The 12,908-nt window shown below is 62.0% G+C and carries 10 protein-coding genes; 7 read left to right on the top strand and 3 right to left on the bottom strand.

Annotated features, from left to right (window positions below; all coding sequences use genetic code 11):
- The first annotated feature begins 2 nt into the window (after positions 1–2).
- Complete coding sequence (locus J4E63_RS29960) at positions 3–1,247, top strand: metallophosphoesterase (RefSeq protein WP_207284126.1); 1,245 nt, start codon at positions 3–5, stop codon at positions 1,245–1,247.
- A gap of 102 nt (positions 1,248–1,349) precedes the next feature.
- Here the strand turns inward: J4E63_RS29960 and gbcA are convergent, their stop codons facing one another.
- Positions 1,350–2,642, bottom strand: a complete 1,293-nt coding sequence (gene gbcA / locus J4E63_RS29965) for a glycine-betaine demethylase subunit GbcA (RefSeq protein WP_072405825.1) — start codon at positions 2,640–2,642, stop codon at positions 1,350–1,352.
- 284 nt (positions 2,643–2,926) lie between these two features.
- Here gbcA and gbcB point away from each other — a divergent pair, with 284 nt between their 5' ends.
- Positions 2,927–4,027 (top strand): glycine-betaine demethylase subunit GbcB, encoded by a 1,101-nt coding sequence (gene gbcB / locus J4E63_RS29970; protein WP_092333406.1) that lies wholly within the window; start codon positions 2,927–2,929, stop codon positions 4,025–4,027.
- A gap of 103 nt (positions 4,028–4,130) precedes the next feature.
- Here gbcB and J4E63_RS29975 read toward each other — a convergent pair whose 3' ends face one another.
- Positions 4,131–4,397 carry a hypothetical protein gene (locus tag J4E63_RS29975; protein ID WP_207284127.1) on the bottom strand — a complete coding sequence of 89 codons (267 nt, stop codon included), beginning with the start codon at positions 4,395–4,397 and terminating at the stop codon, positions 4,131–4,133.
- Between the two features lie 314 nt (positions 4,398–4,711).
- Entirely contained in the window at positions 4,712–5,752 is a 1,041-nt protein-coding gene (locus J4E63_RS29980; RefSeq protein ID WP_207284128.1) for a low specificity L-threonine aldolase, read from the bottom strand.
- Between the two features lie 194 nt (positions 5,753–5,946).
- Between J4E63_RS29980 and J4E63_RS29985 the strand changes: the two genes are divergently transcribed.
- The 5 genes from J4E63_RS29985 to J4E63_RS30005 all read left to right on the top strand — a co-directional run bounded on the left by J4E63_RS29985 (position 5,947) and on the right by J4E63_RS30005 (position 12,845).
- Positions 5,947–6,651: a TraX family protein gene (locus J4E63_RS29985; RefSeq protein WP_207284129.1), complete on the top strand. Its 705-nt coding sequence runs from the start codon at positions 5,947–5,949 to the stop codon at positions 6,649–6,651.
- Positions 6,652–6,961: 310 nt separating this feature from the next.
- Positions 6,962–8,215, top strand: a complete 1,254-nt coding sequence (gene glyA, locus J4E63_RS29990; protein ID WP_003206308.1) for a serine hydroxymethyltransferase — start codon at positions 6,962–6,964, stop codon at positions 8,213–8,215.
- Positions 8,216–8,236: 21 nt separating this feature from the next.
- The gene (locus tag J4E63_RS29995; RefSeq protein ID WP_003177603.1) at positions 8,237–9,487 is read left to right on the top strand and encodes a sarcosine oxidase subunit beta; all 1,251 of its coding nucleotides are present in this window, start codon (positions 8,237–8,239) and stop codon (positions 9,485–9,487) included.
- A gap of 14 nt (positions 9,488–9,501) precedes the next feature.
- The gene (locus J4E63_RS30000) at positions 9,502–9,831 is read left to right on the top strand and encodes a sarcosine oxidase subunit delta (protein WP_014340581.1); all 330 of its coding nucleotides are present in this window, start codon (positions 9,502–9,504) and stop codon (positions 9,829–9,831) included.
- Complete coding sequence (locus J4E63_RS30005; protein ID WP_207284130.1) at positions 9,828–12,845, top strand: sarcosine oxidase subunit alpha; 3,018 nt, start codon at positions 9,828–9,830, stop codon at positions 12,843–12,845. Before J4E63_RS30000 ends, J4E63_RS30005 begins: the two co-directional genes overlap by 4 nt.
- The last annotated feature ends 63 nt before the right edge of the window (positions 12,846–12,908 follow it).

Below are 12,908 nucleotides of genomic sequence, written 5' to 3' on the forward strand. Positions count from 1 at the left end.
ACATGTCATTACTGCACCATTGGGAACATGAGTTCGACAAGGTCAAGGTCCGCCTGCACGGGTTGGTCACGCGGCTGGAGATGTCCTGGAAGAAACTCGTCAACGACCTGGAACCCGAGGAGTTTCAGGCCATCGTCAAACTGCTGCAGCGCGGGCACGACCAGGCGCGGCACGTCATCGAGCATGGCGACCTCCCGGATGACGAGCCGGCCGTACCCTGGGAGCTGGCCCACGGCCTGTCGATCCTGAAGATCGGTAACCCCACGCCGTTGCCGCAAAGCGAAGACGAACTGCCGACTCGGGTGCTCAAGGACGGCACCTTGCTCGGTTGTCGCAAATGGGAGCTGCTGGACCTGCTGTGGAGCGAGGCGCTGCTCAAGTGGATCGAGAACCTGCGGCATCACGCGCCGTTCGCCACCAACCCGGCGCTGGTGAAAATGGACAGCGACGTGGTGCTGGCCATCGCCGGCGACTGGGGCACGGGGCCGTTCGACAGCCACGCGCCGGCGGTGGCCGTGGCCAATCAGATGCAACTGGCCCAGGCTGACTTCACCATCCATCTGGGTGATGTGTATTACGCCGGCACCCATTCCCAGGAAGACGTCGACATGGTCGGCTGGCCCCAGGGCAAGCACGGCTCGTTCACCCTCAACTCCAACCACGAGATGTACAGCGGTGCCCACGGTTACTTCAAGGAACTGGCCAAGCGTTTTCCGGTGCAGCAAGGCACCAGCTACTTTGCCTTGTACAACGACGACTGGCTGGTGGTTGGCCTGGACAGTGCCTATGCCTCGGACGCGATGAACCTGTACATGGACGGCACCCTCAACACCCAGCAGATCGAGTGGATGAAAACCCTGCCCAAGCGCAAGAAGTTGATGGTGCTCAGTCATCATCAGGGCTTCGATATTTCCGGGCACAACAAGACCGCCCTCTACCAACCGGTGTGCGATGCCCTGGGGCGTGAGCCGGACTACTGGTATTGGGGGCATTTGCACAACGGCATCTGCTACGCGCCGCAAGGCGGGTTGCACGCGCGCTGCGCCGGGCACGGGGCGATTCCCTATGGCACCACCAGCGAGCTGAACGGGCATGCCCGGGTGCTGTGGTCGGAGACTCAATTGGCGGGGGACGAGGCGTATCCGCTGCGAGTGTTGAATGGGTACGTGAAGGTGCGGTTGGTGGGGGAGGAGATTGTCGAGACGTTTTATGGGGAGGATGGCAGTGTGCGGTGGTCTTCCAAGTAGTCGGTGAGTGTCAGGCCGCTATCGCGAGCAAGCTCGCTCCCACAGGTTTTGTGAACGACACAGAACCCCTGTGGGAGCGAGCTTGCTCGCGATGCTTCTGACTTAGCCCTGGACTGGAACGCCCTTGAGGTAAGGCGCTGGCTCGGCCCCGAGGTTGTTGAGCATGCGCTCGCTGTACCAGTCCACGAAGTTCACCACGCCGAACTCATAGGTCTTGGAGTACGGGCCAGGCTGGTAGGCGGTGGAGTTGATGCCGCGCTGGTTTTCTTCGGCCAGGCGACGGTCCTGGTCGTTGGTGGCGTCCCAGACTTCACGCATGCGCGCCACGTCGTAGTCCACGCCTTCGACGGCGTCCTTGTGCACCAGCCACTTGGTGGTGACCATGGTTTCCTGGGCGCTGATCGGCCACACGGTGAACACGATGATGTGGTCGCCCATGCAGTGGTTCCACGAGTGCGGCAGGTGCAGGATGCGCATCGAGCCCAGGTCCGGGTTCTTGATGCGGCCCATCAGCTTGGCGCAGCCTTGCTTGCCGTCCATGGTCATCGACACGGTGCCCTTGAGCAGCGGCATGCGCACGATGCGGTTACGCAGGCCGAAACTGGCGTGGGCGTAAGGGATCTTCTCGGCGTCCCAGGCGGCGGCGGAAGCGGCCACGTGGTCCTTGAAAGCCTGGTCGGCCCGCGGGTCGGTGACGTCGTCCCATTCCAGCAGGGTCTTGAGCAATTCCGGGTGCGAACCGCCGCAGTGGTAGCACTCGCGGTTGTTTTCCAGCACCAGCTTCCAGTTGGCCTTTTCCATCAAGGTGGTTTGCACTGCCACCTTGGTGTTCTCCATGTCGTACGGTTCCATGTAGTGGTTCAGCGTCGACAGGAAATCATCGATGGCCGGCGGATTCTCGGCCAGGCTGATGAAGATGTAGCCGCCCGCGGTCTTCACGTTCACAGGCTTGAGGCCGTACTGCTTCATGTCGAAGTCGGCGCCCATCTCGGTGCCGGCGAACAGCAGGCGACCGTCCAGCTCGTAGGTCCACTGGTGGTAGTGGCAGACCAGTTTGGCGACCTTGCCCTTTTCGCTGGTGCACAGCCGCGAACCGCGGTGGCGGCAGACGTTGTGGAAAGCGTGGACCACACCGTCGGCACCGCGAATCACGATGATCGGGTTCTTGCCGACTTGCAGGGTCAGGTAGTTGCCCTTGGCCGGGATCTCGCAGGTCATGCCGGCGATCAACCATTCCTTCTGGAAGATTTCCTGCATATCGATATCGAACAGGCGCTCATCGCTGTAGAACGGTTGTGGCAGCGAGAAGGTGCGCTCGCGCTCTTGCAGCATTTGCGCGGTGGCCTTGCGTGCGGGTTCCAGCGGATCGCCCAGGCTCAGGGTAGTGGTGTCCATCGTTTTATCCTCGTGGCCCTCTAAGCGGAGCCGGTGAAAATGACTAATCGGTTGTGCTACGCAAGGCAGAAAACTTTGTTTATCTGTTGGGGCGAGTGTGGGGCCGCGCAGGGGCCGAACCTTATCCATGGGCGACATGGCCCAATCTGTTCCCGACGCGCAAGCCCCGGTAGTTAAGGGCTGGTCGCGATAAGTATGTGAATGTCGCAGATAGGTAAATGGTCACCCAGGCGCCTGCGCACAATCGCCATCATGAAGGCCGACAGTCGGCCGTGGAGATCAGCATGTCCAATAACTTCCTGAACCCGGTCACCACCCAGACCTGGGCCAATGGCCGACATATCGTACGTTGCGTCAAAGTCATCCAGGAAACCTGGGATGTGCGCACCTTCTGCTTCATGGCCGATCAGCCGATCATGTTCTTTTTCAAGCCGGGGCAATTCGTCACCCTGGAGCTGGAAATCGAAGGCCAGCCGATCATGCGCTCCTACACCATCTCCAGTTCGCCGTCGGTGCCCTACAGCTTCTCGGTCACCATCAAGCGCGTGCCGGGGGGCAAGGTCTCCAACTGGTTGCACGATACCCTGCATGAAGGCCAGGAGCTGGCGGTGCACGGGCCGGTGGGGTTGTTCAACGCCATCGATTTCCCGAGTCCGAAAGTCCTGTACCTGAGCGGTGGCGTGGGGATCACGCCGTGCATGTCCATGGCCCGCTGGTTCTACGACACCAACGCCAATGTCGACATGACCTTCATCCACAGCGCCCGGTCGCCCAAGGACATCATCTACCACCGCGAGCTGGAACACATGGCGTCGCGGATCGACAACTTCAGCCTGCACCTGATCTGTGAAAAGCATGGCCTGGGCGAGCCTTGGGCCGGGTATCGCGGTTACCTGAACCACAAGATGCTGGAATTGATGGTGCCCGACTTCCTCGAGCGCGAAGTGTTCTGTTGCGGCCCGACCCCGTACATGACCGCGGTCAAGCGCCTGCTGGAAGCGGCTGGCTACGACATGAAGCGTTACCACGAGGAGTCCTTCGGCGCCACGCCACCGGAAGCCCGTGCCGACGCCGTGGAACAGGCCGAACAGGCGGCCGACGCGCCGGAAGTCGATGCGGCGGACCTGCACCTGGTGGAATTCACTTCCTCTGGCAAGAGCATCCGCGTGGGCCCGGGCGAAACCGTGCACGCCGCCGCCGCCAAGCTCGGCATGATGATCCCCAAGGCCTGCGGCATGGGCATCTGCGGCACCTGCAAGGTGCTGAAGCTGGGCGGGGAGGTGGAGATGGATCACAACGGCGGGATCACCGAGGACGACGAGGCCGAGGGCTACATCCTGTCGTGCTGCAGCGTGCCGAAGGGGGATGTGCGGATCGATTTCTGAGGGGGCGTTGAGTATCAGGTCATCCTGTGTTTTTCAGAATGGCCTGATAGTCGTGGGGGCTTCCTTCGGCCATAGGTGACCGTGTCAATGGTCCCCGGCGAAGTTAACTACCTTGCATTGGTGGCTTGTGTAAGTGAAGTTGCAGCATCCAATCCGAGTCATCCACGTTTACTGGCGTTCTGGAAGCAAAACCCCTTAGCGCTACTGTTCCAGCAAAGTATTTGCCTTCGTGCCTGAAATTGATCATGTCGCCGACTTGGGCTCCGAGCAATATGTCACGATAGTTCTCATCGGGCGGGATATAGACCTGGACCTGATCAGGATAGTCCGAGGGGGAAAATGAAATTTCAATGCGCATTGGCTTAGCCATGATGATTTACCTCTTGCCATCGGGTTCCGAAGTGGAATTGCTCTTGGCCTCAATCGGTACTGTCGAGCGCGGGCTGCCTGTCTCACCGTCAAGGAGATGCTGATGCTAGGGGAAGGGATAGGCCTTGTCTGCTGTAAGGTCTGACAGTAGACGCGTCCCGGATTTGATGCTTTTGGCCGGTCGCGTTTTGAGGGGGGCCCCCGTTTTTTCTCTGACGATGAGCGCTTGTGGCGAGGGGATTTATCCCCTCGCCACAGGTTAACCATGTCCCCAGGCCAAACAGTAGTCCGGCCCGGTCTTGAGTGAGTCTTTACTTAGCTCGCCATCACTTCCCGAATATCCACCGCCAATTCCCGCACCCGCGCCTCTTCGGTATCCCACGAGCACATGAACCGTGCGCCGCCCTTGCCGATGAAGGTGTAGAAGCGCCAGCCCTTGGCGGTCAGCGCGGCGATGGCCGGTTCCGACAGTTGCAGGAAAACGCCGTTGGCCTGGACCGGGAACATCAGTTCCACGCCGGGAATGTCGCTGACCAGTTCTGCCAGCAATTGGGCGCAGTGGTTGGCGTGGCGGGCGTGTTTGAGCCAGGCGTCGTTCTGTAGCAGGCCGACCCAGGGCGCGGACAGGAAGCGCATTTTCGAGGCCAGTTGCCCGGCCTGTTTGCAGCGGTAGTCGAAATCCACGGCCAGGTCGTGGTTGAAAAACAGGATCGCCTCGCCCACCGCCATGCCGTTCTTGGTGCCGCCAAAGCACAACACGTCCACGCCGACCTTCCAGGTCAGGTCCGCCGGGGAGCAGCCGAGGAAGGCGCAGGCGTTGGAAAAGCGCGCGCCGTCCATGTGCAGGTTCAGCCCCAGTTCCTTGCAGGTGACGCTGATGGCGCGGATTTCATCCGGCGTGTAGACGCTGCCGACTTCCGTGGCTTGGGTCAGGGTGACGACCCGAGGCTTGGGGTAGTGGATGTCCTGGCGCTTGAGGGCAATCTCGCGGATCGCCTCGGGGGTCAGCTTGCCGTTTTCAGTACGTGCCAGCAGCAGCTTGGAGCCGTTGGAGAAGAACTCCGGTGCACCGCATTCGTCGGTTTCGACGTGGGCGGTTTCCGAGCAGATCACGCTGTGATAACTCTGGCACAGCGAGGACAGGGCCAGGGAGTTGGCCGCCGTGCCGTTGAACGCGAAGAACACTTCGCAGTCGGTTTCGAACAAGGCCCGGAAATCGTCCGCCGCGCGGTGGGTCCACTCATCGTCGCCGTAGGCACGTTGGTGACCCTGGTTGGCTTCTTCCATGGCGGCCCAGGCTTCGGGGCAAATGCCTGAATAGTTGTCGCTGGCAAACTGTTGACTCTTGTCGGTCATGGCCTTGCTCCTGAATAGAGAGTCCTGGATAAAGAGATCCCTGGCGGAATGCCCGGGTGGGGCGTTCCCTGGTTCGGCGTGTTTGGGTCCACAGCGCCGTGGTCGATACTGGTGCGCACTTTACCCAAGATTAGTGGGGGAACACACCGGATGTTTCTGTCGGAAAGTATCAATCTCGTCGCGCGGCTTTATACATGAGCCGGCGTGACGGGGCCCTGGACCTGCTCAAGTGGTTGGCTCTTTTGTCGATGGTCCTCGATCATCTGCGATATGTCGGTTTTTCCGTCGATTGGCTCTATGTGCCGGGCCGCTTGGCATTCCCGTGGTTCTGCCTGGCGATGGCGGCGAATCTGGCGCGCAGGGGTGCCAGCGCCGCTCCATGGCGGTACCTGGGCTGGCTGCTGCTATTCAGTGCCGTCAGCGAAATCCCCTACCGCTTGTTCATTCCTGATCCCACCACCCTGAATGTGATGCCAACCCTGGTGCTGGGATTGTTGGTGGCGCGCTGCTGGCAGACGCCCACCCTGGAGGCGCGATGCCTGGCGGTGATGGCGTTGCTGTTGGCGGCGCTGTTTTCGTCGCAGTTGATGTTCGGTTTCTTCGGTGTGCTGCTGCCGCTGGCGATGTTGCTGGTATTCAAGCGTCCCTTGTACATGGCGTTGTTGCCGGGGCTGGTCTGCGTGGCGGCCAACCAATGGCGAGTGTTGTATGGCGCGGCGTGGTTGGGAGATGGGGTGGCGTTGTGGGGGCTGGTGGCTTGCCTGATCGCGCCATGGCTTGGGCGGGTGCTTTTGCGACACGCCGGTCGTTTTCATCCACCGGCGATGCGGCGCTGGGCCTATGGCCTTTATCCGGCGCATTTCCTGCTGTTGCTCGCGGTTCGCCAGGTCGCTGCTTAATCCGTTGTGGCGAGGGAGCTTGCTCCCGCTGGGCTACGAAGTAGCCCCAAGGCCTGAGAATGCGATTTGTCAGGTGCACCGCGTTTGCCGGTTTTACGACTGCTGCGCAGCCGAGCGGGAGCAAGCTCCCTCGCCACGGAGGTTGGCGCCGGGCCTCCTTTGCCGTGCATGTCGTAAACGCACCTTTGCGTGGCGTCCATAGGCATTTGACATGCCTGCGCCAGCCATACCATCGCATCCAAAGGGCACGACCGAATGGTCCGTGCCTCACCGAGACGAAAGGCGCACCGCCGCCGCTGGGAGAGACGCGATGTTCAGCAAACAAGACCAAATTCAAGGCTACGATGATGCGCTGCTGGCGGCGATGAACGCCGAAGAGCAACGTCAGGAAGATCACATCGAGCTGATCGCGTCGGAGAACTACACCAGCAAGCGCGTGATGGAGGCCCAGGGCAGCGGCCTGACCAACAAGTACGCCGAAGGCTATCCGGGCAAGCGCTACTATGGTGGCTGCGAGCACGTCGACAAAGTCGAAGCCCTGGCCATCGAGCGCGCCAAGCAGTTGTTCGGTGCCGATTACGCCAACGTCCAGCCGCACTCCGGGTCTTCGGCCAACAGCGCCGTGTACCTGGCCCTGCTGCAGGCCGGCGACACCATCCTGGGCATGAGTCTGGCCCATGGCGGTCACCTGACCCACGGTGCCAAGGTGTCGTCCTCGGGCAAACTCTACAACGCGGTGCAATACGGCATCGACACCACCACCGGCCTGATCGACTACGACGAAGTCGAGCGCCTGGCGGTCGAGCACAAGCCGAAAATGATCGTGGCCGGTTTCTCCGCTTACTCCAAGACCCTGGATTTCCCACGTTTCCGTCAGATCGCCGACAAGGTCGGTGCCCTGCTGTTCGTCGACATGGCCCACGTGGCTGGTCTGGTTGCCGCCGGTCTGTACCCGAACCCGCTGCCGTACGCCGACGTGGTCACCACCACCACCCACAAGACCCTGCGCGGTCCGCGTGGTGGCCTGATCCTGGCCAAGGCCAACGAAGAAATCGAGAAGAAGCTCAACGCCGCGGTATTCCCCGGCGCCCAGGGCGGCCCCCTGATGCACGTGATCGCTGGCAAGGCGGTGTGCTTCAAGGAGGCGGCGGAGCCTGGCTTCAAGGCTTATCAGCAGCAAGTGATCGATAACGCCCAGGCCATGGCTGGCGTGTTCATCAAGCGCGGCTACGATGTAGTGTCCGGTGGTACCGATAACCACCTGTTCCTGGTCAGCCTGATCCGTCAGGGCCTGACCGGCAAGGATGCCGATGCTGCCCTGGGCCGCGCCCACATCACCGTCAACAAGAACGCCGTGCCGAACGACCCGCAATCGCCATTCGTGACGTCGGGCCTGCGCATCGGCACTCCGGCGGTGACCACCCGTGGCTTCAAGGTTACCCAGTGCGTCACGCTGGCCGGCTGGATCTGCGACATTCTCGACAACCTCGGCGATGCCGATGTCGAGGCCAATGTCGCACAGCAAGTGGCGGCCCTGTGCGCGGACTTCCCGGTTTATCGCTGAGTCGGTTTTGGAGTAATGACTATGCAACGCTATTCGGGCTTCGGCCTCTTCAAACACTCACTCAGCCATCACGAAAACTGGCAGCGGATGTGGCGCACGCCGACCCCGAAAAAGGTCTACGACGTGGTCATCGTCGGCGGTGGCGGGCATGGTCTGGCGACCGCCTACTACCTGGCCAAGGAACACGGCATCACCAACGTGGCGGTGGTCGAGAAGGGCTGGTTGGGCGGCGGTAACACCGCGCGCAACACCACCATCGTGCGCTCCAACTACTTGTGGGACGAATCGGCCCACCTGTACGAACACGCGATGAAACTCTGGGAAGGCCTGTCCCAGGACCTGAACTACAACGTGATGTTCTCCCAGCGTGGCGTCTACAACCTGTGCCACACCCTGCAGGACATCCGTGATTCCGAGCGTCGCGTCAGCGCCAACCGCCTCAACGGCGTGGATGGCGAGCTGCTCAACGCCAAGCAAGTGGCCGACGAGATCCCGTACCTGGATTGCTCGAAAAACACCCGCTACCCGGTGATGGGCGCCACCGTCCAGCGTCGCGGCGGCGTGGCCCGTCACGATGCCGTGGCCTGGGGCTTTGCCCGGGCGGCGGACGCGTTGGGCGTGGACCTGATCCAGCAGACCGAAGTGATCGGTTTCCGCAAGGAAAACGGCGTGTGCATCGGCGTGGAAACCAACAAGGGCTTCATCGGCGCCAAGCGCGTCGGCGTGGTGACCGCCGGTAACTCCGGGCACATGGCCAAGCTCGCGGGCTTCCGCCTGCCGATCGAATCCCATCCGCTGCAAGCGTTGGTGTCCGAGCCGATCAAGCCGATCATCGACAGCGTGATCATGTCCAACGCCGTGCACGGCTACATCAGCCAGTCCGACAAGGGCGACCTGGTGATCGGTGCCGGTATCGACGGCTACAACGGCTACGGTCAGCGTGGCTCGTACCCGGTGATCGAGCACACGGTCCAGGCCATCGTCGAGATGTTCCCGGTGTTGTCCCGCGTACGCATGAACCGCCAATGGGGCGGTATCGTCGACACCACGCCAGATGCCTGCCCGATCATCTCCAAGACCCCGGTGCCGAACATGTTCTTCAACTGCGGTTGGGGCACCGGCGGCTTCAAGGCCACTCCGGGTTCGGGCAACGTCTTCGCTGCAAGCCTGGCCAAGGGTGAAATGCACCCGCTGGCCGCGCCGTTTTCCATCGACCGTTTCCACAACGGCGCACTGATCGACGAACACGGCGCTGCTGCCGTCGCCCACTAACAGGAGAAATCCCTATGTTGCACATCTTCTGTCCTCACTGCGGCGAACTGCGCTCCGAAGAGGAATTCCATGCATCCGGCCAGGCGCATATCCCGCGCCCGCTGGATCCGAACGCCTGCACCGACGAGGAGTGGGGCGACTACATGTTCTTCCGTGACAACCCACGCGGGTTGCACCATGAACTGTGGGACCACGTCGCCGGTTGCCGCCAGTACTTCAACGTGACCCGTGACACCGTGACCTACGAGATTCTCGAAACCTACAAGATCGGCCAAAAGCCGCAGTTCACCGACAAGGCTGACAGTCCGAAAGCGGCTGCACAGGCTCTGGGAGAGAAGGTATGAGCCAGATCAATCGCCTGTCCAACGGCGGACGGATCGACCGCAACAAAGTGCTGAGCTTCACCTTCAACGGCCAGACCTACAAAGGTTTCGAGGGCGATTCCCTGGCCGCTGCGCTGCTGGCCAACGGTGTCGACATCATCGGTCGCAGCTTCAAGTATTCCCGGCCGCGCGGCATCTTCGCCGCCGGTGCCGAAGAGCCGAACGCGGTGCTGCAGATCGGTGCCACCGAAGCCACGCAGATCCCTAACGTGCGCGCCACGCAACAGGCGCTCTACCAAGGTTTGGTCGCCACCAGCACCAACGGCTGGCCGAACGTGAACAACGACATGATGGGCATTCTCGGCAAGGTCGGCGGCAAGCTGATGCCGCCGGGCTTCTACTACAAAACCTTCATGTATCCGCAATCGTTCTGGATGACCTACGAGAAGTACATCCGCAAGGCTGCCGGCCTGGGTCGCTCGCCGACCGAGAACGATCCGGACACCTACGACTACATTAACCGTCACTGCGACGTGTTGATCGTTGGTGCTGGCCCTGCTGGCCTGGCCGCCGCACTGGCCGCGGCCCGCAGCGGTGCGCGCGTCATCCTGGCCGATGAGCAGGAAGAGTTCGGCGGCAGCCTGCTCGACTCCCGCGAGAGCCTGGACGGCAAGCCGGCGACCGAATGGGTAGCCTCTGTTGTCGCTGAACTCAAGTCGATGCCCGACGTGGTGCTGCTACCTCGTGCCACGGTGAACGGTTACCACGACCATAACTTCCTGACCATCCACGAGCGCCTCACCGACCACCTCGGTGACCGCGCACCGATCGGCCAGGTTCGCCAGCGCATCAACCGCGTTCGCGCCAAGCGCGTGGTGCTGGCGACCGGCGCCTGCGAGCGCCCGCTGGTCTATGGCAACAACGACGTGCCGGGCAACATGCTGGCCGGTGCGGTGTCGACCTACGTGCGTCGCTACGGCGTGGCACCGGGCAAGAAACTGGTGCTGAGCACCAACAACGACCACGCCTATCGCGTAGCACTGGACTGGTTCGACGCCGGTCTGCAAGTGGTGGCCGTGGCCGATGCGCGCAGTAACCCACGTGGCGCGCTGGTGGAAGAAGCCCGCGCCAAGGGCATCCGTATCCTCACCGGCAGCGCCGTGGTCGAGGCCCGTGGCAGCAAGCGCGTCACCGGGGCACGTGTTGCCGCGATCGACGTCCGCGCCCATAAAGTCACCAGCCCAGGCGAATGGCTGGACTGCGACCTGGTGGCCAGCTCCGGTGGCTACAGTCCGGTGGTCCACCTGGCTTCGCACCTGGGCGGCAAGCCGATCTGGCGTGAAGACATCCTCGGTTTCGTACCGGGCGAAGCACCGCAAAAACGTGTCTGCGTCGGCGGTGTGAACGGTGTCTACAGCCTCGGCGACAGCTTGGCCGACGGTTTTGAAGGCGGCGTGCGCGCGGCCAGCGAAGCCGGCTTCAAAGCGGTGGAGGGCGTGTTGCCCAAAGCCCTGAGCCGTCATGAAGAGCCGACCCTGGCGCTGTTCCAGGTGCCTCACGAAAAATCCACCGCACGGGCGCCGAAGCAATTCGTCGACCTGCAGAACGATGTCACTGCCGCCGCCATCGAACTCGCCACCCGCGAGGGCTTCGAGTCGGTGGAACACGTCAAGCGCTACACCGCACTGGGCTTCGGTACCGACCAGGGCAAACTGGGCAACGTCAACGGCCTGGCCATCGCGGCCCGTTCGCTGAACGTGAGCATCCCGCAGATGGGCACCACCATGTTCCGTCCGAACTACACGCCGGTGACTTTCGGCGCGGTGGCTGGCCGGCACTGTGGGCACATCTTCGAACCGGTGCGCTTCACCGCACTGCATGCCTGGCATGTGAAAAACGGTGCCGAGTTCGAAGACGTCGGCCAGTGGAAACGCCCTTGGTACTTCCCGAAGAACGGCGAAGACATGCACGCCGCGGTCAAGCGCGAATGCAAGGCGGTGCGTGACAGCGTCGGCCTGCTGGACGCTTCCACCCTGGGCAAGATCGACATCCAGGGCCCGGATGCCCGCGAGTTCCTCAACCGCGTCTACACCAACGCCTGGACCAAGCTCGACGTGGGCAAGGCCCGCTACGGCCTGATGTGCAAGGAAGACGGCATGGTCTTCGACGACGGCGTAACGGCCTGTCTGGCGGACAACCACTTCCTGATGACCACCACCACTGGCGGCGCGGCGCGCGTGCTGCAATGGCTGGAGATCTATCACCAGACCGAATGGCCGGACCTGAAGGTGTACTTCACCTCGGTCACCGACCACTGGGCGACGATGACCCTGTCGGGCCCCAACAGCCGCAAGCTGCTGAGCGAAGTCACCGACATCGACCTGGACAAGGACGCGTTCCCGTTCATGACCTGGAAGGAAGGCCTGGTGGGTGGCGTGCCGGCACGGGTGTTCCGGATCTCGTTCACCGGTGAACTGTCGTACGAAATCAACGTACAGGCCGACTACGCCATGGGCGTGCTCGAGCAGATCGTCGAGGCCGGGAAGAAATACAACCTGACCCCGTATGGCACCGAGACCATGCACGTACTGCGGGCCGAGAAGGGCTTCATCATCGTCGGCCAGGACACTGACAGCTCGATGACGCCGGACGACCTGAACATGGGCTGGTGTGTAGGCCGGACCAAACCGTTCTCGTGGATCGGCTGGCGTGGCATGAATCGCGAAGATTGCGTGCGTGAAGACCGCAAGCAACTGGTGGGTCTCAAGCCGATCGACCCGAATGTCTGGCTGCCGGAAGGTGCGCAACTGGTGTTCAACACCAAGCAGGCGATCCCGATGACCATGGTGGGTCACGTGACCTCCAGCTACGCCCACAACTCCCTGGGTTATTCATTTGCCATGGGTGTGGTCAAGGGCGGCCTCAAGCGGATGGGCGAGCGAGTGTTCGCGCCATTGGCCGATGGCAGCGTGATCGAGGCAGAGATCGTTTCTTCGGTGTTCTTCGATCCGAAGGGGGATCGGCAGAATATCTAGTGGCTTGAGGTCCTGTGGGAGACCGGCGATACCGCGTCGGCATCATCGCGAGCAAGCTCGCTC

It is taken from the genome of Pseudomonas sp. FW300-N2F2 (genome assembly GCF_017351655.1).
In the GTDB taxonomy this organism is placed as follows: Bacteria; Pseudomonadota; Gammaproteobacteria; order Pseudomonadales; family Pseudomonadaceae; genus Aquipseudomonas; species Aquipseudomonas fluorescens_AA.